Genomic DNA, 25,967 nt, shown 5'->3' with positions numbered 1-25,967 from the left:
ATCCGCCATGCCGCAACGTTTCTTCGCCTTTTTACTCAGCCTCTTTGCCCTGTGCCACAGCGCGTACGCCATCGACGCATCAAAACTGCTGCCGCCCGAAGCGGCGTTTGTGCCGCAGGTGCAGGCAGGCGGCAGCGGCCTGAACGTGCAGTTCCAAATCGCCGACGGCTACTATCTCTATCAGGCCAAACTCGAAGCGCAGACCGACCCCGATGCTGCCTTGGGCTCGCCGGTATTCAGTCCGGCCGAAGAGAAAGAAGACGAATTTTTCGGCCGCCAGCCGGTTTATTACCATGCGGCACAGATTCTCTGGCCCTATACCAAAACACCCGACGCGCCCTACCGCCTGACCCTGACTTATCAGGGCTGTGCCGATGTCGGCGTGTGCTATCCGCCCGCGCAAATCTCGTTCGACATTACGGGCGAAGGGCTGTACCGCCCGCCGGCCAAAGCAGCCAATCCGTTTACCGCTCCCGCCGCCCGCCCGCCCGTACCGGACAGCGGCCGCTTCACATTGTCTCGGGATACCTTGGGCCGCAATCTGGCGGCCTTTTTTTTCGCCGGACTGGGTTTGAGTTTTACCGCCTGTATGTATCCGCTGATTCCGATTGTGTCCGGCATCGTGGTCGGCGGGCCGCAGAGCGGTAAACGGCGCGCTTTCGTGCTGACGCTGCTGTACACGCAGGGGCTGGCGCTGACCTACACACTGGTCGGCGTATTGGCAGGCATGACCGGATCGCTGCTGACCGTATGGCTGCAACAGGCTTGGGTGGTTTTGGCCGCCGCTGCCGTGATGGTGGTTTTGGCCTTGTCCATGTTCGGCGTATTCAACCTGCAACTGCCCGCCGCATGGCAGAGCTACTTCCAGCAGCAGAGCAACCGCTTATCGGGCGGCCGCGCCGCATCGGTATTCGGCATGGGCATGCTCTCCGCACTGATTGTCGGCCCCTGCGTGGCACCGCCTCTGGCATTCGCGCTGGGCTACATCGGCCAAACCGGCGATGCCGCGCTCGGCGGTATCGCGCTGTACGCCATGGCGGTGGGCACCGGCCTGCCGCTGATTCTGATCGGCACGTTCGGCGCGCACCTGCTGCCCAAAGCGGGCGCGTGGATGAACACGGTGAAATACGCGTTCGGCTTCCTGCTTTTGGGCGTGGCCGTTTATCTGGCCTCGGGCTTCCTGCCCTACGCACTCAGCGCGGTACTCTACACCCTGCTGCTGCTCGTTCCCGCCGTCCTGCTGCTGGCAGGCCGTCTGAAAACGCGCGCCGCTCCCACGCACGCCGCCGCTGCCGCCTGCACAGCCGGCATTCTGCTGCTGGCGGGCGGCAGCTGGTTCGGCATACAGAGCGCGCGCGGCCAAACCACCGCCCTGCACAGCCTGCTCTCCCTCTACCCGCAGCAGACCGCCGCCGTGCAGCGCGGCCTGAAAACGGAGTCTGTGGCCGAACTGAAAGCCGCCATCGACCGCGCCCTGCGCGAAGAGCCCGATACCCCCGTCCTGCTCGATTTCTATGCCGACTGGTGCGTGGCATGCAAACAGATGGAAGCGCGCACCCTCAACGATGCCGCCGTTGCCCGTGCCGTACCGATGCGCCGTTTCTTCACCATAGACCTGACCGCCAACACCCCCGAACATCAGGCACTGCTCAAAGAATACGGCCTGTTCGGCCCGCCGGGCATTTTCGTGCTCAAAAGCAGCGGCAGCCGCAGCGAACCGCTGCTGGGCTTCGTCAAGCCGCAGGCCTTTATCGACTGGTACCGCGAAAACGCCGCCAATCCTTAAATACACCGCCGATACGGCAGGCCGTCTGAAAACACGGCACGGTTTTCAGACGGCATAGGGCGGATGGTCATATCCGACACAAAATGCTGATACCGTTTTCAGACGGCCTGCATTCTGTCCGACAAACAGAATGTCAGATTCAAGAATCCGACCTACCCCGTACTAAACGCTCCAACCGTAGGTCGGATACTCGTATCCGACACCACCACCCAATCGGAAAACCATACCGTCCGATTCCCGCCAAACCCGGCCGGCAACAAAAAAACCGTCTCTCCCTCGGGGAACCGGTTTCGATTCAGATGGCGGCAAACTGCCGGAAGCCGTATGCTGCGAATCTTCACAGCACAAATACCGTTTTCAGACGGCCTGTATTCTGTCCGATAAACAGAATGTCGGATTCAAGAATCCGACCTACCGCATATTTTTCAACCGGCAAAAAAAAACCGATTCCGCAACGGAAATCGGTTTTTTTTCCAATCATCAGACAAAATGCAGACAGCGTTTCAGACGGCCTCCGTCATCAATCGGCCAGTAAGACTTCGACACGCTGGGCTTGCGCGCCCTGTCCCGCTTCCGTATCGGCAGGTTTGCGCAATTCGATCCGGCTTTCCGGCACACCGAAACCCAGCAGGGCATCGCGCACGGCAAACGCGCGCTGTTTCGACAGCTCTTCGTTCAAAGCCGCACTGCCGCTTGCGCTGTGGTAGCCCGAAATCACGGCCGTTCTGCCCGCTTTCACACCTTCCAGCACATCTTTCAGCGCGTCGGACGCACCGGCGGCCAAATCGGATTTTCCGGTGGCAAAATAGAACTTCACCACACCGTCAATCACTTCCACGCGCGCACCGTCGCTTTCGACGGTTTCCGCTGCCAGAATCACTTCGGCCGGACTGCTCGCAGCGGAAGCCGCACCGCCGCCCGCTGCCGCAGAGGCCGCGCCATAAGCGGGCGAGCCTTCGATTTTGCCGTTCTCCCAGCCCCACACCGATAAAAACAGCGTGGTCAGTACGGTCAAACCCGCCGCACCGCCGGCCAGCCACAGGCCGATGCGCTGCTCTTTGTGATCGTTGTTATCAGACATTTTCATTCCTTTTCGATTGCAAATCCGACATCAAGTATTTCATTCGTCGCGCATTATACCCAAACGCCCCCGAAAATAAAGCGGCATACCGTCAAACGGCAGCCGCAGGCATACACAAAACGGTAACAAAACAGTAGAATAATACCTTTTTAGCGCAACTGCTGTTTCCGCCATGCTCACATTCCAACAAATCATCTTCAAACTGCAAACGTTCTGGGCCGGCAAAGGCTGCACCGTTATCCAGCCTTTCGACATGGAAGTCGGCGCGGGTACCAGCCACCCGGCCACCTGCCTGCGCGCGCTCGGTCCCGAGCCTTGGTCTGCCGCCTATGTGCAGCCCAGCCGCCGCCCGAAAGACGGCCGCTACGGCGACAACCCCAACCGCCTGCAACATTATTATCAATTTCAAGTGGCCTTAAAACCCGCGCCTGCCGATATTCAGGATCTCTATCTGGACAGCCTGAAAGAATTGGGCATCGACCCCACCGTCCACGACATCCGCTTTGTCGAAGACGACTGGGAAAACCCGACATTGGGCGCATGGGGCTTGGGCTGGGAAGTGTGGCTCAACGGCATGGAAGTTACCCAGTTCACCTATTTCCAACAGGTCGGCGGTATCGACTGCACCCCCGTTTTGGGCGAAATCACTTACGGCATCGAACGTTTGGCCATGTATCTGCAAGGCGTGGAAAACGTTTACGATTTGGTGTGGAACCGTGCGCCCGACGGCCGCACCGTTACCTACGGCGATGTTTACCACCAAAACGAAGTCGAACAGTCGGCCTACAATTTTGAGCACAGCGACGCACAATGGCTGCTGGCACAGTTCAACGGCTACGAAGCGCAGGCCAAACGCCTTTTAGAAACGGAAGACGCACAGCTTGCCCTGCCCGCCTACGAGCTGGTTTTGAAAGCGGGGCATACGTTCAACCTGCTCGATGCGCGCGGGGCGATTTCGGTTACCGAACGCGCCGCCTACATCGGCCGCATCCGCGCATTGAGCCGCACGGCGGCACAAAAATTCGTCGAAAGCCGCGAAAAACTGGGCTTCCCGCTGCTCAAAACGCAGCCCGTACAGAACTGAATCCCCGTTCGGATTGCCGCCTGCCGCAGACACCCGTTTTCAGACGGCCCGGCCACACAAACCCATACCCGCAGGCCGTCTGAACAGCAGCCTGAACCCCGCCCCGGCGGCTGGACACCTTTTATGATAGAAAAACTCACTTTCGGCCTGTTCACCAAAGCGGACACGCACAATTTTATGCGGCTGATGCGCTATGTGCGGCCGTACAAAATGCGCATTGCCGCCGCGCTGGCCGCCATTGTCGGCGTGGCCGCCACCGAAAGCTATCTGGCGGCCTTTATCGCCCCGCTCGTCAATCAGGGCTTTGCGCCGCCTGCCGCCCCGCCGCAGCTGATCGAAGCCGCTACCCTGATCGACACGCTGAAAAACTGGAAAGACCAGATCATGTACTGGATTTGGGGCACGCCCGAAAAAATCTGGATTGTGCCGGCTTTCTTCATCAGCCTGATCGTCATACGCGGCATCTGCCGCTTTATCAGCACCTACCTGATGACATGGGTGTCCGTGATGGCCGTCAGCCATGTGCGCCGCGACATGTTCGACAAAATGCTGATGCTGCCGCCCAAATTCTATCAGGACGTCCCCTCCGGCACCGTGCTGATGAGCATGGTCCAGATGGCCGAAACCTCCATCAGCAACGCCAGCAACGTCTTCATCACACTCACCCGCGACACCTTAATCGTCATCGGTCTGGTCTTCGTCCTGATCTATCTCAACTGGCAGCTGAGCCTCGTGGTCGCCGTCATGTTCCCCCTGCTCTCGCTGCTGTCGCGCTACTACCGCAACCGCCTCAAAAGCATCATTGCGGGCGCACAGCAGAGCATCGGCTCGCTCAACAACGTCGTCAACGAAACCCATCTCGGCCACCGCATGGTGAAAATGTTCGGCGGACAGGCGCAGGCTGCCGCCCGCTTCAACCAAGTCAATCAGACCCTGGTGCGCCTGAACAAAAAAATCACCCAAGCCACCGCCGCCCGATCGCCCATCAGCGAACTGATCGCCTCGCTCGCCCTGGCCGTCGTCATCTTCGTCGCCCTGTGGCAGAGCCAGCAGGGCTACACCACCATCGGCGAATTCATGGCCTTCATCGTCGCCATGCTGCAAATGCTGGGGCCGGTGAAAAACCTCGCCAACATCAGCATTCCCATGCAGACCATGTTTCTGGCGGCCGACGATGTCTGCGGCTTCCTCGACCGCGTCCCCGAAAAAGACAGCGGCACCCGCAGCCTGAACCGCGTCGAAGGCCGTCTGAAATTCGAAAACGTCAGCGTCCGCTACCGCGAAGACGGCCCCAAAGCACTGGACCACTTCAACCTCGACATCCGCGCCGGCGAAAAAACCGCCCTTGTCGGCCGCTCCGGCAGCGGCAAAACCACCCTCGTCAACCTGCTGCCCCGCTTTGTCGAACCCGACAGCGGCACCGTCTATCTGGACGGCACCGACATCGCCGATGTCCCGCTGGCCGAACTGCGCACCCAATTCTCCCTCGTTTCGCAGGACACATTCCTGTTCGACACCAGCCTGTTTGAAAACGTCCGTTACAGCCGTCCCGAAGCGGACGAAGAAGAAGTCATGGCCGCTCTGGAAGCCGCCAACCTGGGCGAACTGGTCCGCAAACACCCGCTCGGCCTGCACCAGCCCGTCGGCGCCAACGGCGGCCAACTCTCCGGCGGCCAGCGGCAGCGCGTCTCCATCGCCCGCGCCATCCTGAAAAACGCCCCCGTCCTGCTCCTGGACGAAGCCACCAGCGCGCTGGACAACGAATCCGAACGCCTCGTCCAACAGGCACTCGAACGCCTGATGAAAGGCCGCACCAGCATCATCGTCGCCCACCGCCTGAGCACCGTCGAACAGGCCGACCGCATCATCGTCATGGACGAGGGCAGAATCATCGAACAGGGCAGCCATGCCGAGCTGTTGGCCAAAGGCGGCTACTACGCCGTATTGAGCAATATGCCCAAAGCGGGCGGCGCATGATTTCAGACGGCCTCAAACACCATATTGCCCGGGCCGTCTGAAAACCGCCCGCCCGGCAACCACAGACAAAAAACGTTAATGATTGATTTAATGAATAAAATACCCCCACTGGTTTCCGTCATGATCCCGTATTACAACTGCAAAACGTATATCGGGGAGACCATTGCATCGGTTGAAAACCAAACTTACCCCCACATCGAAATCATTGTCGTGGACGACGGTTCGGCAGAAGAACACCGGCAATACCTGCAAAAACTGGCCGCAGACAAACCGCATATCCGCCTGTTCAGCCAGCCCAACCGGGGCGTTTCCGCCGCACGCAACACCGCTGCCGGACATGCCCGGGGCGAATATTTCGTTTTTCTCGATGCCGACGATTTAATCGGGCCGACCTATATCGAACAGAGTATCCGCTGCTTCGGGGAAAACCCGGATCTGGCATTGGTCTACCCCCTGACCGAATGCTTCGACGCGCAAACGGGGGCGTTCACGCCGCCGCCCTACCGCCATTACCCCGACCTGCTCCGCTGGAACACTTTTCCCACCCCGTCGGTTCACAAAGCGGCCGATTACCGCCGCACCGGCGGCTTTGACGAACAACTGGCCACCCATGAAGACTGGGATTACTGGATAAAGCTGCTCGCCGACAACGACCGCGTCTGCCGGATACCGGAAGTTCTGTATTTCTACCGCAAACGGAACGACCACACCTCCCTGATGGACGGCCTGCAAACGCAGCCTGAAAAACTGATACGGGATTGGCAGCAGGTCTACCTGAACAATCAGACGGCCTTCTTAAAACACCATTTGGGATATTTCCATCTCATCAACAGGATAAACGAAATGGAATCGAAAAACGAAATGGAATCGAAACCGGAGAACCAAGAGCCATTAACCGCCCCCCCCCCGCAGAATCCCCGCGTCGGCATTATTCTGCGCACCGCCCCCGACCGCCTGTTTTTCCTCAAACGGGCATTGGACAGCATCACCAGCCAAAGCTACCCGCACTGGCAGCTGGTCATCATCAATGACGGTGCGGAACCGGCCGGCATCAACCGCCTGACCGAAGCCTATCAGGCCGAATATCCCGGACAGCTGGAACTGATCCATCTGCCGCAGCCCGCCGGCCCCGCCCGTGCCGCCAACACCGGCCTGCTGCACCTCGACACCGAATTGGCCGCGTTCCACGACGATGACGACACTTGGTCGCCCGATTTTCTGTTGAGGGCCACCCAGACTTATCGGGAAGTCGGCCTCAGGCTGCCGCAAATCGGCGGTGTGGTCTGCCATGTCAACCGGGTGGTTGAAGATGTGGAAGGCAATATCATCCGCATCAGAAAAACCGAAAACCACAACCAGCATATCGGCACAGGCCTGCTGTCGCTGCGCGAATTGTGTAAAGGCAACTTTATCCCGCTGATCGGCTTTTTATTCGACCTGAAAACGGCCAAAGAAACCGGACTGTTCGACCCCGGCCTGTCCGTTTTGAGCGATTGGGATTTCTGCCTGAAAATCATGGCGGCAAAAGATATCTGGCTGCAGGGCGAAACCCTGGCCGCTATCCACCACAGGGAAACCGTACGGGAAAAGAGCCACCGCAACCTGTCGTCCGATATTGCCCAAACCGCCCTGTATACCGTTTATCTCGAAAACAAATGGCTCCGCCGTGATCTGCAAAACGGTCAGGCCGGTATCGGTACACTGATGAACCTGCTGAAATAAAAACCGTCCGGCGCGCCGCGACAAAAAAATAAAGGATATGGATATGACCTCCCCCCTGCCGCCCCTGCCCGCACATATCGAAACCGTCAGTTTCGACATCTTCGATACACTGGTCCACCGTTTCGTTTACGCCCCTGCCGATGTTTTCGATGCAGTCAGAAGCCGCCTGATGACCTCGGAAACCGCACTCCGCCACCCGAAACTGATCGAAAACTTTCCCGCAATCCGACGGGACAGCGAATACAAAGCCCGTCTGAAACGGGCGGCAGATTACCAGGGGAATATGGAAATCAATTTTGAGGAAATCTACGACCAATTGGCCGCAGACTACGCCGTTCCCGACGAAACACGGCGGTTATTGCAGGAAACCGAGCTGGAATTGGAACGTACCTTCCTGTACCGCAGCACAACCGGCTACCGGCAGTACCGTCAGGCTGTCGATGCGGGCAAAAAAGTCATCTTCATATCCGATATGTATCTTTCCCGGGACTTCCTGACCGGTATGCTGAACAGCCTGGGCTACGAACAGGCCGGGGACGACACCGTATTCGTTTCGGGCGAACACCGCTGCAACAAACACAGCAGCGAGCTATACCGTCTGGTGCGCGACCGGTTAAACCTGAACCCGAAAACCTGGCTGCACTTCGGCGACAATATGCACGCCGATGTTCATGCGGCCGCACAGGCCGGCCTCTCCGGCCGGCACGCGGACTGGTCGAAAGTCGAAAACATCCCCCGCCACACCGCCGACATTGCCGATGCCGTCCCCGAATCCGTCATTCAGGCCATGGACCTGCCCCAATACCGTGCCAAATACCCTCTGGACAACGACTACCGGAAAATCGGCCATGACGTATTCGGCCCGCTGATGTTCGGCTTTTACGTGTGGATGCAGCATCATCTGGCACAGTACCGCCCGGACAAAATCCTGTTTTTTGCCCGCGATGCCTACCTGATCCGTCAGATTTACCAAATGCTCGGCAACAACATGGAAAACACGGAATATGTCTACCTGTCCCGCAAATCCGTCTATCCGCTGAGCCTGCTCGACTTCCCGCTGGACAGGCTCCATTTCCTCATCGGCGGCCGCTCCAAACGCACCGTCGCCGACATCGGCAGAAACTATCATCTGGACTTGTCGCAGGTACAAACCAATCTGACACAATTCGGCCTGTCGCCGGACACCGTCCTGACCGAAGCAAACTACCACTGGGTCTATCAGTTTTTCGCCACCTGCTTTCAGGAAATTGCCGCCCGAAGCCGAGAAACCCGAAACCGCTTCGCCCCCTACTTTACCGACATGGCCGAAGGAAAAGAAAAAGTGGCCGTTATCGACATCGGCTGGTCGGGCAATATTCAGGCTGCTCTGTCCAGAATCCTGTCCGGCAGCGGCAACCGGGCCTGCCTGAAAGGTTTCTACCTGGGGCTTTTCCCGTCTGCCATGCAGAATATGCGCGACAACTGCACCATGACCGGCTGGCTCTGCAACCTGCACGAGCGGCCCGACTACGCCCGTATCCTGCAAAGCGGCGGCGCCGAACTGTTGGAATTCGTCCTGACCTCCCCCGACGGTTCCACACTGGCCTACGAACAGGACGGACAGGGTAAAATCGTCCCGGTTTTAGAGCAGAAAAATACACAGGAACAGGATTACGAGTACAAAGCACTGGAAGTACAGGAAGGCGTATTGCAGTTTATCCGCAACCATGCCTACCTGCTGGAACAGTTCCCGTTGCAGGCACTGAACAGTCTCGCCTGGGCCAAACCGTTCTTCAACCTGACCGACAATCCGAGCCGGGAACAAATCGCCCTGCTGGCGGATTTAACCCACTCCGATGCCGCAGGCGACAATTCGAGCCGTCTGGTACTGGCCGAAAAACTCCCCCTGCGCGACCGGCTGCTGCGCACCAAAAAATACAGAAACGCCAAAAAGGCCGCTTTCTGGAAGAAAGCCTTCTATTACCGGAACCATCTCTCGCCGAAAAAATACCGGGGGTAAAACGGTTTTTTCAGACGGCATCGGACAATATGCCGTCTGAAAACTGCCTCCTGAGGCATATGGCCAAGCATCTTGGACACCGCTTCCGGCCGCCCTGTCTGCCGTTTAATGCCATACCCGGAATGGTGTATAATCAAGCCCGTTTTGCCTGACCGGCCGCAACCTGCGCAGCACAAGCATATATTCAGGCTGTCCGGCGGTACGGATGCAGACCGTGCCTGCCGTTTCTCTTGCCGATAGAAAGTTTCCCCATGACCCAAACCCTCTTAATCGAACTCCTCACCGAAGAACTCCCGCCCAAAGCCCTGAATCATTTGGGCAGTCATTTTGCCGCCTCTGTGGCCGAAGGCTTGGAAAAGGCGCAGCTGGTTGACGGCACGGCAGAATATACCGCCTATGCCTCGCCGCGCCGTTTGGCCGTGCAGGTGCAAAACGTCAAGTCGGTGCAGGCCGACCGGCAAATCGTGAAAAAAGGCCCGGCGGTGGCCAACGGTATGAAAGACGGCGTGCCGACCAAAGCACTGGAAGGTTTTGCGCGTTCGTGCGGCACAGATGTAGGCAGCCTGAAAACCGTCAGCGACGGTAAGCAGGACGTGTTTGCCTACGAATACACGCAAACCGGGCAACCGCTGGGCGAACTGCTGGAAGACATTATCAATCAGGCGGTGAAAAAACTGCCGATTCCGAAAGTGATGCGCTGGGGCAGCAGCACATTTACCTTTGTGCGCCCCGTACACGGCCTGATGGTGCTGCACGGCGCGGAAGTGGTCAACGTCAGCGTATTGGGTTTGCAGAGCGGCAATACCACGCTCGGCCACCGCTTCCTTTCAGACGGCCCGATTACGCCCGCCCATGCCGACACCTACGCCGAAACGATGAAAAACGAAGGCAGGGTCATCGCCTCGTTTGCCGAACGCAAAGCCGCCATTCAGACGGCCCTGAACGAGCAGGCAGGCCGTCTGAATGCGGCGGTGGCCGCCGACGAAGCCCTGTTGGACGAAGTAACCGCGCTGGTGGAATGGCCGGTGGTGCTGGAAGCGGGCTTTGAAGAACACTTCCTGCAAGTGCCGCAGGAATGCCTGATCCTCACCATGCAGCAAAACCAGAAATACTTCCCGCTGCTCGATGCAGACGGCAGACTGATGAACCGCTTCCTGCTGGTTTCCAATCTGGAAACCGCCGACCCGTCGCACATTATTGCCGGCAACGAACGCGTGCTGCGCGCGCGTTTGAGCGATGCGGAATTTTTCTACAAACAGGATCAGAAAGCCACGCTGGAAAGCCGCCTGCCCAAGCTCGCGCAAGTGGTGTACCACAACAAACTCGGCAGCCAGGCCGAGCGTATCGAGCGTTTGGCCGCCATCAGCCGCAGCATTGCCGGACAACTGGGCGCAGATGCCGCGGCCGCCGAACGCGCCACCCGCCTGTCAAAAGCCGATCTGGTAACCGAAATGGTGGGCGAATTTCCCGAGCTGCAAGGCACCATGGGCAAATACTACGCCCGTCTCGACGGCGAAAGCGCAGAAATCGCCGATGCCGTCGAGCAGCATTACCGGCCGCGCTTTGCCGGCGACAAACTGCCCGAAGGCAAGATTGCCACCGCCGCCGCACTGGCCGACAAACTGGAAACCCTCGTCGGCATCTGGGGCATCGGCCTGATGCCCACCGGCGACAAAGACCCTTACGCCCTGCGCCGTTCCACCCTGGGCATTCTGCGCATGGCGATGCAGAACGATTTGGACATCAACGGGCTGATTCAGACGGCCTTCGATGCCTTCCCGCAGGGTTTGCTGAACGACGGCACGCCGTCCGAAGTGGCCGACTTTATGCAGGCGCGGCTGGCCGTGCTGCTGCAAAACGATTACCCGCAAGATATTGTCGCCGCCGTTTTGGCCAAAAAACCGAGCCGCCTGAACAACTTGGCAGCCAAACTGCATGCCGTGGCCGCATTCAAAGCCCTGCCCGAAGCCGCCGCACTTGCCGCCGCCAACAAGCGCGTCCAGAACCTGCTGAAAAAATCCGATACCGCACCGGGCGCGGTCGATGAAAACCTGCTGGTGCAGGACGAAGAACAAGCCCTGTACGCCGCCGCGCAAACCCTCGAACCGAAAGTGCAGGCCGCACTGGCGGCCGGCGATTTTCAGACGGCCTTGTCCGAACTGGCCGCCGTCAAACCGCAGGTCGATGCCTTCTTCGACAAAGTCATGGTGATGGCCGACGATGCCGCCGTCAAACAAAACCGCCTGAACCTGCTGAACCGGCTGGCACAGCAGATGAACGCCGTAGCGGATATCGCCATGCTGGCGGAATAACGCACCCGAAGGCCGTCTGAAAATGCCCGTCCGGCGCATATTTCAGACGGTCTGTTATGCCCTCCGCCCGCCCCGTTCCCGATGCTGCGGTTTACTGCTTTATCGGCACAAACCCGCTATAATGCCGCCACTCCAACCGATCAAACCCGCCGCCATGCCGTGGAATATCCCCATTTTGCTCACTTGGATGCGCATTCTGCTCGTTCCGGTGTTTACCGTCCTGTTCTACCTGCCCGCCGGCTGGATTGCTCCGCAAACTGTCAATTGGGCGGCCGCCGCCGTTTTTGCCGCTGCGGGCATTACCGACTGGTTTGACGGCTATCTGGCAAGACGCTGGCAGCAAACCTCCGATTTCGGCGCGTTTCTCGACCCTGTGGCCGACAAACTGATGGTGGCTGTCGCCCTGATTTTACTGGTCAAGCTCGACCGCACCGCCGCCATCTACGCCATGATTATCATCGGCCGCGAAATCACCATCTCCGCCCTGCGCGAATGGATGGCGCAGACAGGCCGGCGCAGCAGCGTGGCCGTCGCCACCGTCGGCAAACTCAAAACCGCCGCCCAAATGGCCGCCATTCTGCTGCTCTTGGCAGGCGCGCCCGACTTCTTCGGCCTGAACCTGATTTTCTGGGGCAATCTGCTGATGTTTACCGCTTCCGTTCTCACGCTGTGGTCGATGTTCTACTACCTGAAAATGGCCTGGCGCGAATTTCAGCCATAATTTTGCCGCACACCCCTTGACAGCCCTTCCGGATCATTTATAATGCGCATCTTCTTTTGATGCACGGCATCAAATGCGGGAATAGCTCAGTTGGTAGAGCGCAACCTTGCCAAGGTTGAGGTCGCGAGTTCGAGACTCGTTTCCCGCTCCACAGTTTGTTTTTCAAGTATCATGCGGGAATAGCTCAGTTGGTAGAGCGCAACCTTGCCAAGGTTGAGGTCGCGAGTTCGAGACTCGTTTCCCGCTCCACAACGCTACTTGAAACAACGCGGGAATAGCTCAGTTGGTAGAGCGCAACCTTGCCAAGGTTGAGGTCGCGAGTTCGAGACTCGTTTCCCGCTCCAATCTATATTCAAGTTGTACAGCCCGGCAACTTGAATTTCTTTTATGGCGGGATAGCAAAGTGGTTATGCAGCGGATTGCAAATCCGTCTACGCCGGTTCGATTCCGACTCCCGCCTCCAATCTTGTTTGCACAGCGTTTTACGGCGGGGTGGCAGAGTGTTGATGCGATAAGGGGTGCAACCCTTATACAGGCCGGTTAAAATCCGCGCCCCCGCCTCCAAGTTCCGTTATTCCGATGCTGTTCGGGATACGCCCGGGTGGTGAAATTGGTAGACACAACGGACTTAAAATCCGTCGCCCCTAATACGGGCGTACCGGTTCGATTCCGGTCCCGGGCACCACAAACAACCGCTTTGATGCGGTTATTTTTTTGCCTGTCTCCGCCCGCTCCCGCCCTTTTCCCCCGCAAACCGATTTATGGCATAATAAGGCGTTTGCGCACCCCTGTGTGCCAATCCCCTGTACGCCAAAGGCCGTCTGAAATTCTAACCATGCACATTAGCGGATTCAGTGTGCATCATTAGTATTTTAGCGGCCGGCGGCATCTTTTTGTTTAAAGGAAAATCCATGTTTGAAAAACACGTTAAATCCTTCCAATACGGCAATCAGACCGTTACTTTGGAAACCGGCGAAATCGCACGCCAAGCCTCGGCGGCCGTTAAAGTCTCCATGGGCGACACCGTTGTACTGGTTGCCGTTACCGCCAATAAAGAAGTCAAAGCCGGTCAGGACTTTTTCCCGCTGACCGTCGATTATCTGGAACGTACTTATGCGGCCGGCAAAATCCCCGGCGGCTTCTTCAAGCGCGAAGGCAAACAGAGCGAAAAAGAAATCCTCACCAGCCGCCTGATCGACCGCCCGATCCGCCCGCTGTTCCCCGAAGGTTTCTACCACGACATTCAAATCGTAGCGATGGTGGTTTCGCTCGACCCCGAAATCGACTCCGACATTCCCGCCATGATCGGTGCATCGGCCGCGCTGGTACTGACCGGCGTACCGTTTGCCGGCCCCATCGGCGCGGCACGCGTGGGCTATTCAGACGGCCGATATCTTCTCAATCCCACCAAAACCGAACTGGCGGCTTCGCAGCTGGATCTGGTGGTGGCCGGTACCGAAAAAGCCGTATTGATGGTGGAATCGGAAGCCCAAGTGCTGCCGGAAGACGTGATGCTCGGCGCAGTGGTGTACGGCCACGAACAGATGCAGGACGTGATCCGCGCCATCAATGAATTTGCCGATGCCGTCAATCCCGAAGTTTGGGACTGGAAAGCGCCCGAAACCAATGAAGAACTGGTGGCGAAAGTGCGCGAAATTGCCGGTGCCGCCATCGGCGAAGCCTTCAAAATCCGCTCGAAACAGGCCCGCAGCGCGAAGCTGGACGAAGCATGGGCAGCAGTTAAAGAAGCGCTGATTACCGAAGAAACCGACACGCTGGCCGCCAACGAAATCAAAGGCATTTTCAAACATCTGGAAGCGGCCGTTGTCCGCGGTCAGATTCTCGACGGCCAGCCGCGCATCGACGGCCGCGACACGCGCACCGTGCGCCCGATTGACATTCAGACCGGCGTATTGCCGCGCACCCACGGTTCCGCCCTGTTCACACGCGGCGAAACCCAAGCCTTGGCCGTTGCCACACTGGGTACGTCGCGCGACGAGCAGATTATTGACGCGCTCAGCGGCGAATACTCCGACCGCTTTATGCTGCACTACAACTTCCCGCCCTATTCCACCGGCGAAGTCGGCCGCATGGGCCCGCCCAAACGCCGCGAAATCGGCCACGGCCGTCTGGCCAAACGCGCTTTGATTGCCGTGCTGCCGGATCCGGAAGATTTCAGCTACACCATGCGCGTGGTTTCCGAAATCACCGAATCCAACGGTTCCTCTTCCATGGCCTCCGTCTGCGGCGGCTGCCTGAGCCTGCTCTCCGCCGGTGTGCCGTTAAAAGCGCATGTTGCCGGCATTGCCATGGGTCTGATTCTGGAAGGCAACAAATTCGCCGTACTGACCGATATTCTGGGCGATGAAGACCACTTGGGCGATATGGATTTCAAAGTGGCCGGTACCACCGAAGGCGTTACCGCCCTACAAATGGACATCAAAATCCAAGGCATCACCAAAGAAATCATGCAGATTGCGCTGGATCAGGCCAAAGAGGCCCGCCTGCACATTCTGGAACAGATGAAAAACGCCGTGGAAGGCCCGCAAGAGTTGTCGCAACACGCGCCGCGTCTCTACACCATGAAAATCAACCCTGAAAAAATCCGCGACGTCATCGGTAAAGGCGGCGAAACCATCCGCGCGCTGACCGCCGAAACCGGTACCGAAATCAACATCGAAGACGACGGTACCGTTACCATCGCCGCCGTTACCGGCGAAGCGGGCGAAGCAGCGAAAAAACGCATTGAAGAGATTACGGCCGAAGTGGAAGTCGGCAAAGTGTACGAAGGTACGGTACTGAAAATCCTCGACAACAATGTCGGTGCGATTGTATCCGTGATGCCGGGCAAAGACGGCTTGGTGCACATCAGCCAAATCGCCCACGAGCGCGTGAAAAACGTCGGCGACTATCTGCAAGTCGGCCAAAGCGTGAAAGTCAAAGCACTGGAAGTGGACGACCGCGGCCGCGTACGCCTGTCCATCAAAGCCCTGCTGGAAGCCCCGGCACGCGAAGAGCGTACGGAAACAGCCGAATAAGCAGTCAGGCCGTCTGAAACGGCCAAACGAAAGCGGAATCCTGTCCGACGGGATTCCGCTTTTTTGTGCGCCGCAAAGCGGTCAAAAAGAGCCTGATGCCGTCTGCGGCGGCCGTTTGGCCAGCCGGTACCGGCCGACGAGCCGCACCAGACACAGCACACCGACCCAAGGCAGACACAACGCCACCGCCAGATAACGCCAGTTGCCCCAATCCACCGTCTGCACCCCGTCCGCCAAACGGATGACCGCCCACAGCCACTGCCAAAGCGACGGCAGGGAAAACGCCAGCACCGCCAAGAGTCCGAGCAGGGAAAAGGCACCGACGGGCATCACCGTTCCCTGCGCAACGGTGCGGTTGAGCCGCAACAAAACCACCAAACCGAAGCCGATAACCGCTACCATACCGCCGTTGGCCAGCAGTTGCAGGCCGCTGAACGCGATTTCCGGCGACACGGGCAGCCCGTCCGTACCGACTACGCTTTTCGGCATACCGGCCACACTCTGTCCGATATTGACAGCCAAACCGTACACCATATCGGCCAATACCAGCCATACCGGCAGTGCTGCAAGCCGTTTTCCCATCATCGTTCTCCATCGTCAGGCAGCCGCCAGTTTATCATGCACGGCCGTGATTGCCGCAAACCTCGGCACTTGTCGGCACAAATCCGCCAGAATACCGTTTTCAGACGGCCTGTCATGCCGTTCAAAGGCAGACAAAAACGGCGGGCAAACCGCCCGCCGTCCGTATTCCGTGCATCAGCGCACCTGCACCACCTGCAACTGGTTGGTCGATCCCACCTCGCGCATATGCGAACCGCTGGTAATGATGTATTGGTCGCCGCTTTGCAGGATTCGGCGCTCGGTCAAAACCGCCTCCACCTCATTGAGCGCGGTCTCATGCACCTTTCCGGTTTCCAGCCGGAGCGGGCGCACCCCTCGGTACATCGCCATGCGCCGCTGGGCGGCCACGCTGGGCGTGAACGCATAAATCGGAATCTGGATACCGTGGCGGCTGATTTGGAAAGCCGTTGTGCCGCTTTCGGTCAGCGTAACAATCGCCTTGGCACCGATGCGGCGGGCGATATGGACGGCACCGCCCGCAATGGCGTGGTCGGTGCGCAGACTGTTGTCGAAATCATCGCTCATACCGACCAGCGAATCCTGCTCCTTCTCCGCCGCCGCGCAAATCATGGCCATGTAGCGCACAGTTTCAAACGGATATGCACCGACAGCGGTCTCGGCCGAACACATTACCGCATCGGTGCCGTCCAGCACGGCGTTGGCCACATCGCTTACTTCCGCACGTGTGGGCACCGGATTGGTAATCATACTTTCCATCATTTGGGTGGCGGTGATGCTGAAACGGCGCATTTCCCGCGCACGCCTGATCATGCGCTTTTGCAGCGCGGGTACAGCCGCGTTGCCCACTTCCACCGCCAAATCGCCGCGCGCCACCATGATGCCGTCTGAGGCTTCGATAATCGCATCTAAATTGTCAATCGCCTCAATCCGTTCGATTTTCGCCACCAGGCCCGGCCTCACACCGTCTTTGCACTCGGCCGCCACCGCATCGCGGGCGATTTTCATGTCTTCGGCATTTTTGACAAAACTGATCGCCAGATAATCACAGCCGATAGCCACGGCCGTTTTCAGGTCGCGGAAATCCTTTTCGGTAAACGCACCCGCACTCAGGCCGCCGCCCAATTTATTGATGCCTTTGTTGCTTTTCAGGATATGGCTGTTGTTGGCCACCGTGTGGATTTCGCTGCCTTCCACTTTCTCCACCGTAACCGTCAGCAAACCGTCGTCCAGCAGCAGCACATCGCCGCTTTTCACATCATTGGGCAGGTCGCGGTAATCCAAACCGATGCGCGCCCGGCTGCCCTCGCCCGCCAGTGCGGCATCAAACAGTACCGGCTCGCCCGCCGCCACCGCCACCTGGCCGCCAGCCAGCCTGCCGACACGGATTTTCGGCCCCTGCAAATCGGCCATAATCGCCACCTCACGCTCCGCCTGCCGCGCCGCCTCGCGCACGATGCGGGCGTTTTCCTGATGAAATTCGGCACTGCCGTGGCTGAAATTGAAGCGCACCACATTCAGCCCGCCGACCAGAATCATATCGCGCAGCAGATCGATCTGATTGCTGCCCGGCCCCAAAGTGGCGACGATTTTGGTATTGTGGCGGATACGGGCGGTATCGCGCGGCGCAGTATTCATGTGCGGCTCCTCGGAAATGCGGTTGCAGATGGCAGTATTGTAACGCCAAACGCAAAGCAGTTGTTGCAAAATTACCTATATTGCGTTTTTATACGGTCAAAACCGGCCATATCGGCACCGACTGTCATCAAAGCGTAATATTGCTTCACGAATACGCACCAAAGGCCGTCTGAAAAATACGCAGACCGGCGGTTCAGACGGCCTGACCGGCACGGTATGCGGCAGCGGTATCGACATAGTTTTGCGCCGATTGGCTTAGAAACGCGCGCTCCTGCGCCGTCAGCTCGCGCACGGCCTTCACCGGCGCGCCCATATACAGCCAGCCGCCCGCCAGCCGTTTGCGCGGCGGCACCAGCGACCCCGCGCCGATGATGACTTCGTCTTCCACCACCGCATCGTCCAGTACCACCGCCCCCATGCCCACCAGCACACGGTTGCCGATGGTACAGCCGTGCAGAATCACGCGGTGTCCCACGGTAACTTCCTCGCCCAGCGTCAGCGGCGAGCCTTGCGGCTGCGCGGCGGACGGGTCGGTAACGTGCAGCACGCTGCCGTCCTGAATATTGCTGCGCGCGCCGATGCGGATGTCGTTCACATCGCCGCGCAGTACGGCACACGGCCACACCGACACCTCGTCGCCCAGCTTCACTCTGCCGATGACGACGGCGGCTTCATCAATGTAAACGCGCCCGCCCACTTCGGGCAGGCGGTTTTGATACGGACGGATACTCATCACACTCTCCTGCTTGGAAAAATTTCATGCTATGCCCGTGCGGCATTCAGACGGCCTTACATTGCCGCCGGATTCTGCCGCCGCGCCGTTTTATCGCTATAATCCGCCTATTGCCCGCTGCGGTCAAACTGTCCCGGGCCGTCTGAAAGCCGCGCCGTACCGTTTTTTCAGACGGCCTGCCCTGCCGGAACCGACTCCATGCCGATTCTCTATTTCCACCTGCTGGTTGTCCTGCCGCTGAGCCTGCGCATTTTTCTGCGCGACGGTTTATTGCCGGAAAAACGTGTCGCATGGTGCGTTGCCGTCTGGCTGTTCCCGTTCGGCGGCAGCCTGCTGTATTTTCTGTTCGGCGAAATTTCGCTGGGACGCGGAGCCGCCCGCACCTATCATGCGCTGTCCGCCGCCCTGCGGGAAAATGCGGGTGCCGCAGCGGGTACGCCCGCCCTGATCGATGCCGTTCCCGATGCCTACCGCGCGCCGTTTGCCTATCTGCACAGCATCAACGGTTTCTACCCGGTGGCGGGCAACCGCGCCGAACTGATGACCGACGGCAGCAGTGCCCGTGCGCGCCTGCTGGCGGATATGGAAGCCGCCCGCCGCGAAATATGCGTGCTCTACTACATCTGGCTGGACGACGACACCGGCCGCGCCGTTGCCCGTGCGCTGATTCGTGCCGCGCAACGCGGCGTGGTTTGCCGCGCTCTGGCAGACGGCTTGGGTTCGCGCGCTTTCCTCCGCAGCCGCACATGGCGCGATATGGCCGCCGCCGGCGTCCAGACGGCCGTTGCGCTGCCGATCGACCGGCCGCTGCACACCATACTGACCGGCCGCATCGATCTGCGCAACCACCGCAAAATCACGCTGATTGACGGCGAAATCACCCATTGCGGCAGCCAGAACTGTGCGGACGAATCGTTTGCCGTCAAAGCCAGATTCGCACCTTGGGTAGACATCATGCTGCGCTGGCAGGGGCCGGTTGCCGCACAAATGCGCCTGCTGTTCGCCGCCGACTGGCAAAGTGCCACCGGCCGCACCCTGCCCGAGCTTCCCGCCGCCAAGCCCTTTTCAGACGGCATCGGCGCACAGGTGATGGGCGAAGGCCCGACCGAGCGCGCGCAATCGACACCGCAGTTTCTGGCCGCCTTAATCGGTACGGCACAACGGCAACTGTGGATCAGCACACCGTATTTCGTCCCCGACGCTACCGTTCTCAGCGCCCTGTGTGCCGCCGCCCTGCGCGGTGTGGACGTGCGCCTGATTCTGCCGCAGCGCAACGATTCCCGTATCGTTGCCGCAGCCAGCCGCAGCCACTACCGCAGCCTGCTCGCAGCCGGTGTCGCCGTTTTCGAATACGCGCCCGGCCTGCTGCACGCCAAAACCCTGACGCTGGACGGCCGTCTCTGCCTGACCGGTTCGACCAATCTCGACCGGCGCAGTTTCGATCTGAATTTTGAAAACAATATTCTGTTTGACGATGCCGCCCTCTGCGGGCAGGTGATTGGGCGGCAGCGGCAGTATCTGGCCGATTCGCAGCGCATTACCGAAGCCCGAATCGCCGCATGGCCGGTCTGGCGGCGTTTGTGGCAAAATCTGGTCGCATCCGCCAGCCCGATTCTCTGACGGCCTTGCAGTCTGCAAAAAACGCGCCCACGGGCGCGTTTTTCCGTATCGGTATGCCGCTTACAGACGGCCGAGCGTGATGCGGTCCAGCCCCGCCAAATCGGGCAGCGTGGCAATCTCCTGCCAGCCGTTGCCGGCAAAAATGCGGCGGCAGGCTTCGCCTTGGTTGTAGCCGTGCTCCACCAGCAGCCAGCCGCCCGGTTTCAGCCATGCCGCCGCGCCTGCGGCCAAGGTGCGGATACACGACAGGCCGTCTGAAAAATCGGTTAAGGCGTTTTGCGGCTCGAAGCGCAAATCGCCCTGCCGCAGATGCGCATCACCCGCTTCGATATAGGGCGGATTGGACACCAGAATGTCAAACCGGCGGCCGCCGTTTTCAGACGGCATGGCGGCAAACCACGAACCGGCGGCAAATGCCACCGCCGCCCCCAAATCCTGCGCGTTCTGCCGCGCCACCGCCAAAGCCGCTTCGCTGATGTCGCTGGCAAACACATCGGCATCGGGCCGTTCCAGCGCAATGCTGACCGCCAGCGCGCCGCTGCCGGTACCCAAATCCCACACGCTACCCGACGGCGGCAGCCGCGCCAGTACCTCATCGACCAAATGCTCGGTTTCGGGGCGCGGAATCAGGGTGGCGGGCGAGACGGCCAAACGGCGGCCGTAAAACTCGCGCCAACCCACTATATAGGCCAGCGGTTCGCCCGCCAGACGGCGCGCGGCCAATGCGGACAAGGCTTCGGCCTGTCCGTCTGCCAGCGCTTCGCCGTCGCGGGTCAGACATTCGGCCGCCGTATAGCCGCTGATATGCTGCAACAGCAGACGCGCTTCCCGTCTGGGCAGCGCGGTGCGGCGGAAAAATTCGGCAGGTGTCATCATTTTCCTTTTCAGCAAAACCGTTTTTCAGACGGCCTTCATCCGTCAGCCGTTCAGACTGCGGTAAAACTGCATCAGCGCAGGCACGGCCAATACGGCCAATACCGAGAGTACGGCTCTGTCGCCCCGCCCGAAACGCCAAGCCCCCTGATGGCGGCGGCGCGCATGGAGAAACAGCAGCACGCCCGGCAGATACAGCAGCACGGACAGCAGAATATATTCCACCCCTGCGGCATACACAATCCACAGCGCATACAGCGTCGCCGCCAGCCCCACCAGTTTATACCGCCATGCCAGATGCTGCCGGACCGATAATTTCAGCAGAAACGCACCCACCAGCAGGTAGGGAATCAGAATCATCGAAGTCGAAATCATCAGCAGGGCTTCGTAGCTGTTGCCGGTCTGCCACACCAAAAACAGGCAGAGCTGCACCGTCAGCGTGGTAAACAGCAGCGAAATATGCGGCACGCCGTTTCCGTTCAGGCGCAGGAATGATGCGGGAAACGCACCGTTTTTCGCACCCAGATGCGGGATTTCGGTTGCATATAAAGTCCAGCTCAAATACGACGACAACACCGACACAATCAGACAGCCGGTAATCAGCACCTTGCCCGCATAACCCATCATATGCGACAGAACGCCCGCCATCGAAGGATTGGCCATGGCGGCAATTTCGCCGCGCGGCAGCACACCCTGCGCCAAAACCGTTACCGCCACATACAGCAGCAGCGTCAGCACCACACCGAATACCGTCGCCCGTCCGACATCGGCGCGCGATCGGGCATGTTTGGACAATACCGCCGCCCCTTCGATTCCTGTAAACACCCACAGCGTAATCAGCATGGTGTTTTTCACCTGCGCCATCACGCTGCCGCCGCCCGCATCGTCCGCCAGAGCCGCACCCTGCCAATCGGCGAAAAACACCCGACTGTCGAAAAAATACGCCGCCAGCACGATAAACACCAGCAGCGGAAACACTTTCACGCAGGTGGCCGCCAGATTGACACCCGCCGCCTGACGGATACCGCGTGCCACCAGCGCATACACCAGCCACACCACCGCCGAAGCCCCGATGAAAGCCGCCGCCGTATTGCCCTTGCCGAACAGCACAAAACCCGCCCCGTCGGTAAACGTGCCCAGCGCCTCAAACGCCACCACCAAATAGCCCACAATACCGATGGTGGTACACAGCCAGTAGCCCCACGCCGAGAAAAAGCCCATCAGATCGCCGAAACCCTCACGCGCATAAGTGTAAATGCCGCCGTCCAAATCGGGACGGATTTTCGCCAGACAGGCAAACGACAAACCGAGGAAAACAATGCCCACGCCGGTAATCAGCCAGCCGATCAGCAAGGCCTGCGAACCGGCCACTGCCGCCATATTCTGCGGCAGACTGAAAATGCCCGAACCGATCATCGAGCTGACAACCAAAGCCGTGAGCGCACTCAGGCCGATTTTGGAAGGAGAAGACATACACGTCCTTTGCTGAAAAAATAAAACCCGCCTGCGGCGGAAACGGGTCATTCATGATGAGGCCGTCTGAAAACGAATTTGCCCCGTTTTCAGACGGCCTGCGGCAAGAAGCGCAAGGAATCTGCCATCGCACGGCAGCCGGTTTGTCGGATTCAAATTTCCCGAAAACCGCACAAAGTCGGTCGGACTCTCGAATCCGACACCGCCGCCAGCCGCCCGTATGCGTGCCGATCGCATTTGTGCCGCATTCAAAAATCCCTACACCCGTTTTTGCACGATGAAGATTTTGTCGGATTCGAGAATCCGACCTACGCCTGTACTGACTGTGGCGGGAAATGGGGGATTCATGATTTCACCGTCTGAAAACGAATTTGCCCCGTTTTCAGACGGCCTGCGGCAAGAAGCGCAAGGAATCTGCCATCGCACGGCAGCCGGTTTGTCGGATTCAAATTTCCCGAAAACCGCACAAAGACCATTTTTCGGATTCCGATTTCAAACCACAAAGTAGGTCGGATTCTCGAATCCGACACCGACACCGGCTACCCGTATTCGTGCCGACAGCATTTTTGCCGCATTCAAAAATCCCTACATCCGCTTTTGCACGATGAAGATTTTGTCGGATTCGGAATCCGCCCTACGCCTGACTGAACCGCCGTTCGGCCCGTTTCAGCAGACCGCGCCAGCCGGGCAGCCGAACGCTTCGGCCAGAACGCGGATATGCGCGGGCGAAATGCCGCAGCAGCCGCCCACGGTATCCGCACCTGCCGCCAACCAGCGGCGCACATAATCCAGATAGGCCTGCGGCGACAGGTCGGCACGGAGGTCGTCCAAACCGTCGTTGGCCGCATGAATGCCCGCCTGCGCCGGCTCGAACGCATTGGCATACGCACCCAGGCGCATGGCCGAAGCCGCACCGTCCAAAACGGCGCGCGCGGCCGTCAGCGCGGTCTCCATCACTTCGGCACGACTGCAATTGAAGAGCAGTGCGGATACGCCTGCCTGCACCGCCCATGCCGCCGCTTCGGCCACACTTTCGCCCGAACGCAGGTTCACGCAGCCGGCGGGCCAGTCGTCGTTCAGGGTAAACGACAGCCAAAACGGCTTGCCGTCTTGCGGCAGCATCTGCCGCCACGCGCGCGCTTCGGCCAGACTGCTGACCGTTTCCGCCAGCCAGATGTCGGCATAAGGTGCCAAACCGCGTATCAGCGGCGCAGCCAACGCGGGGGCTTCGGCGGCACAAAAATGCTGCGGACGGTAGGAACCGAACAGCGGCGGCAGCGAAGCCGCCACCTGCACGTCCCGTCCGGCCGCTGCGGCTTCGCGCGCCAAACGTCCCGACAAGGCCGCCAGTGATTCTGCCTCGGCGGCAAAACGGCTGCCGATATGGAAAGGCACCAATGCATAGCTGTTGGCCGTCAGCACCTGCGCGCCCGCACGGACAAAATCCAGATGAATCTCGCGCACCCTGTCGGGTGCTTCGGTCAGTGCCAGCGCCGACCACTCGGGTTGGCGGAACGGCGCGCCCCGGCGCAGCAGTTCGCGCCCCATGCCGCCGTCCAAAATCACCGTCGGATTCATTGCCTGCTCCCGTTACGCCCGCACAGAGAAAAACACTTTTGCCGATAAGCCGTTACCGGCATATTCAGACGGCCTGACGGTAGGCCGTCTGAATATGCCGGTAAAATCCTTACAGCAGGAAAATGGTCGCCAAACCGAGGAAAATCAAAAAACCGCCCGAATCGGTTACCGCCGTAATCAGCACCGAGCTGCCCACGGCCGGATCGCGGCCGAATTTGTCGAGCAGAACGGGAATCAGCACGCCCACGGCCGCCGCCAGCAGCAGGTTGAGCGTCATCGCCGCCACCATCACCAGCCCGATACCCAGACTGTGATACAGTGCCACGGCCACAATGCCCATCACGCTGCCCCACAGCAGGCCGTTTACCAGGGCCACGCCCAATTCTTTTTTCAGCAGATGCATGGCCTGATTGCCGCTCAACTGTCCCATCGCCATCGCGCGCACAATCATGGTAATGGTCTGGTTGCCCGAATTGCCGCCGATGCCCGCGACAATCGGCATCAGTGCCGCCAGCGCGACAATCTGGGCAATCGATGCCTCGAATGCACCGATGACGCGGCTGGCGACAAACGCCGTACACAGATTCACGGCCAGCCACACCCAGCGGTTTTTCACCGAATCCCACACCGGCGCAAACAAATCTTCCTCCTCCTGCAAACCGGCCATATTCAGCATGTCGGCTTCGGATTCTTCGCGGATCACGTCCACCATCTCGTCGATGGTGATGCGGCCGATTAATTTATTGTGCTCGTCAATCACCGGCGCAGTAACCAAGTCATACCGTTCGAACGCCTGCGCCGCCTCTTCCACATCATCGGTGGGACGGAAACGCACCACATCGCGCGCCATCACATCTTCCACCATATCGTCCGGGTCGCACACTAAAAGTTTGCGGATCGGCAGCACGCCGATTAATACTTCTTCCTCATCGACCACAAAAATTTTATCGGTATGGTTGGGCAGGATATCGAAACGGCGCAGATAACGCAGCACCACTTCGCAGGCCACGTCGGCACGCACGCTGACCTGCTCGAAATCCATCACCGCGCCGACTTGGTCGTCCCGGTACGACATGGCCGCCTTCACCTGTTCGCGCTCTTCTTCGTCGCGCGTCTGCAAGGCTTCCATGACCACCTGATGCGGCAGATCGTCGGCCAAATCGGCCAAATCGTCTGCGTCCATGTCTTCGACCGCCGCCAAGAGCTCGTCTTTGTTCATGCTCTCGATCAGCGTTTCGCGCACCGCATACGACACTTCCAGCAACACATCGCCGTCGTCTTCCGGTTCGGCCAGTTTCCAGACAATCACCCGCTCTTTATGCGGCAGCGATTCCAGCACCGTCGCCATATCGGCCGGGTGCAGCTCGCGCAGAATCGACATCAGCTCGACCAGCTTGCGGTTGAGTGTCTCGTCGCTCAGCGGCGCGTTGTCCTCAATCTGGGCATAGACCGGCAGCAGTGCCTCGGCCAATTCGTGAATACGGGCAATATCCAGCGGCAGGCGTTCCAAGTCGCTTTGGGTAATTTCTTCAACAGAATGTTCGATGCTCATAAATGCTCCGCACGCCTAAGCCGGGCAGCATTCAGGCGGAGTGGATTCAGGAAAACGGAAAGGCAGTTAAACCGGACAAATCCATGACGGCGGCCGGATAAAGAACCGGCTGACAGTTTGAAACGGGCGGTATTCTAACACAGAAATACGTCAGCCGAATGACAAAGGCCGTCTGAAAACCGGTACGGCGGGTTTCAGCTT

The 25,967-nt window shown here is 59.2% G+C and carries 17 protein-coding genes and 5 tRNA genes; 14 read left to right on the top strand and 8 right to left on the bottom strand.

Going from position 1 to position 25,967, the window contains the following annotated elements; genetic code table 11:
• The first annotated feature begins 7 nt into the window (after positions 1-7).
• Positions 8-1,786: a protein-disulfide reductase DsbD gene (dsbD, locus tag ORY85_RS10135; protein WP_274570843.1), complete on the top strand. Its 1,779-nt coding sequence runs from the start codon at positions 8-10 to the stop codon at positions 1,784-1,786.
• A 520-nt stretch (positions 1,787-2,306) separates the two neighbouring features.
• Here the strand turns inward: dsbD and ORY85_RS10130 are convergent.
• On the bottom strand, positions 2,307-2,867 hold the full coding sequence (locus tag ORY85_RS10130) for an OmpA family protein (protein ID WP_274570844.1): 561 nt from the start codon (positions 2,865-2,867) through the stop codon (positions 2,307-2,309).
• Positions 2,868-3,039: 172 nt separating this feature from the next.
• Between ORY85_RS10130 and glyQ the strand changes: the two genes are divergently transcribed.
• The 12 genes from glyQ to pnp all read left to right on the top strand — a co-directional run bounded on the left by glyQ (position 3,040) and on the right by pnp (position 15,720).
• Positions 3,040-3,951, top strand: coding sequence for a glycine--tRNA ligase subunit alpha (gene glyQ / locus ORY85_RS10125; protein ID WP_274570845.1), 912 nt, complete (start codon positions 3,040-3,042; stop codon positions 3,949-3,951).
• Positions 3,952-4,074: 123 nt separating this feature from the next.
• Positions 4,075-5,928, top strand: a complete 1,854-nt coding sequence (msbA, locus tag ORY85_RS10120) for a lipid A export permease/ATP-binding protein MsbA (protein ID WP_274570846.1) — start codon at positions 4,075-4,077, stop codon at positions 5,926-5,928.
• Between the two features lie 90 nt (positions 5,929-6,018).
• Positions 6,019-7,650: a glycosyltransferase gene (locus ORY85_RS10115; RefSeq protein WP_274570847.1), complete on the top strand. Its 1,632-nt coding sequence runs from the start codon at positions 6,019-6,021 to the stop codon at positions 7,648-7,650.
• Between the two features lie 37 nt (positions 7,651-7,687).
• Complete coding sequence (locus ORY85_RS10110; protein WP_338578073.1) at positions 7,688-9,649, top strand: HAD family hydrolase; 1,962 nt, start codon at positions 7,688-7,690, stop codon at positions 9,647-9,649.
• Between the two features lie 251 nt (positions 9,650-9,900).
• Positions 9,901-11,961, top strand: coding sequence for a glycine--tRNA ligase subunit beta (glyS, locus tag ORY85_RS10105; RefSeq protein WP_274570849.1), 2,061 nt, complete (start codon positions 9,901-9,903; stop codon positions 11,959-11,961).
• 154 nt (positions 11,962-12,115) lie between these two features.
• On the top strand, positions 12,116-12,682 hold the full coding sequence (gene pgsA, locus ORY85_RS10100; protein ID WP_274571000.1) for a CDP-diacylglycerol--glycerol-3-phosphate 3-phosphatidyltransferase: 567 nt from the start codon (positions 12,116-12,118) through the stop codon (positions 12,680-12,682).
• A gap of 75 nt (positions 12,683-12,757) precedes the next feature.
• Positions 12,758-12,833: transfer RNA gene (locus ORY85_RS10095), tRNA-Gly, on the top strand.
• A 22-nt stretch (positions 12,834-12,855) separates the two neighbouring features.
• A tRNA-Gly gene (locus ORY85_RS10090) sits at positions 12,856-12,931 on the top strand.
• Between the two features lie 19 nt (positions 12,932-12,950).
• Positions 12,951-13,026 (top strand) — tRNA-Gly (locus tag ORY85_RS10085).
• A 45-nt stretch (positions 13,027-13,071) separates the two neighbouring features.
• Positions 13,072-13,145: transfer RNA gene (locus ORY85_RS10080), tRNA-Cys, on the top strand.
• A gap of 132 nt (positions 13,146-13,277) precedes the next feature.
• Positions 13,278-13,367, top strand: a tRNA-Leu gene (locus ORY85_RS10075).
• Positions 13,368-13,593: 226 nt separating this feature from the next.
• Positions 13,594-15,720: a polyribonucleotide nucleotidyltransferase gene (gene pnp / locus ORY85_RS10070; protein ID WP_274570850.1), complete on the top strand. Its 2,127-nt coding sequence runs from the start codon at positions 13,594-13,596 to the stop codon at positions 15,718-15,720.
• A gap of 81 nt (positions 15,721-15,801) precedes the next feature.
• Here pnp and ORY85_RS10065 read toward each other — a convergent pair whose 3' ends face one another.
• The 3 genes from ORY85_RS10065 to ORY85_RS10055 all read right to left on the bottom strand — a co-directional run bounded on the left by ORY85_RS10065 (position 15,802) and on the right by ORY85_RS10055 (position 18,670).
• Positions 15,802-16,302 (bottom strand): hypothetical protein, encoded by a 501-nt coding sequence (locus ORY85_RS10065; protein WP_274571001.1) that lies wholly within the window; start codon positions 16,300-16,302, stop codon positions 15,802-15,804.
• Positions 16,303-16,476: 174 nt separating this feature from the next.
• A complete protein-coding gene (gene pyk, locus ORY85_RS10060; RefSeq protein ID WP_274570851.1) occupies positions 16,477-17,937 on the bottom strand; it encodes a pyruvate kinase in 1,461 nt (486 codons plus the stop codon).
• Between the two features lie 193 nt (positions 17,938-18,130).
• A complete protein-coding gene (locus ORY85_RS10055; RefSeq protein WP_405030330.1) occupies positions 18,131-18,670 on the bottom strand; it encodes a gamma carbonic anhydrase family protein in 540 nt (179 codons plus the stop codon).
• A gap of 198 nt (positions 18,671-18,868) precedes the next feature.
• Here ORY85_RS10055 and cls point away from each other — a divergent pair, with 198 nt between their 5' ends.
• Positions 18,869-20,290 carry a cardiolipin synthase gene (cls, locus tag ORY85_RS10050; protein ID WP_274570853.1) on the top strand — a complete coding sequence of 474 codons (1,422 nt, stop codon included), beginning with the start codon at positions 18,869-18,871 and terminating at the stop codon, positions 20,288-20,290.
• 60 nt (positions 20,291-20,350) lie between these two features.
• Here cls and prmC read toward each other — a convergent pair whose 3' ends face one another.
• From prmC to mgtE, 4 genes are all read right to left on the bottom strand, one after another.
• Positions 20,351-21,163, bottom strand: coding sequence for a peptide chain release factor N(5)-glutamine methyltransferase (gene prmC, locus ORY85_RS10045; RefSeq protein WP_274571002.1), 813 nt, complete (start codon positions 21,161-21,163; stop codon positions 20,351-20,353).
• A 45-nt stretch (positions 21,164-21,208) separates the two neighbouring features.
• On the bottom strand, positions 21,209-22,636 hold the full coding sequence (locus tag ORY85_RS10040) for a basic amino acid/polyamine antiporter (RefSeq protein WP_274570854.1): 1,428 nt from the start codon (positions 22,634-22,636) through the stop codon (positions 21,209-21,211).
• A gap of 666 nt (positions 22,637-23,302) precedes the next feature.
• Positions 23,303-24,214: a homocysteine S-methyltransferase family protein gene (locus tag ORY85_RS10035; RefSeq protein ID WP_274570855.1), complete on the bottom strand. Its 912-nt coding sequence runs from the start codon at positions 24,212-24,214 to the stop codon at positions 23,303-23,305.
• Positions 24,215-24,323: 109 nt separating this feature from the next.
• Entirely contained in the window at positions 24,324-25,766 is a 1,443-nt protein-coding gene (mgtE, locus tag ORY85_RS10030) for a magnesium transporter (RefSeq protein WP_274570856.1), read from the bottom strand.
• Between the last annotated feature and the right edge of the window lie 201 nt (positions 25,767-25,967).

Origin of the sequence: Neisseria leonii, assembly GCF_028776105.2 — a bacterium.
Lineage (GTDB): Bacteria > Pseudomonadota > Gammaproteobacteria > Burkholderiales > Neisseriaceae > Neisseria > Neisseria leonii.
Note: the sequence above shows the minus strand (reverse complement) of the source record. Positions and strands in the feature narration are given on the sequence as shown.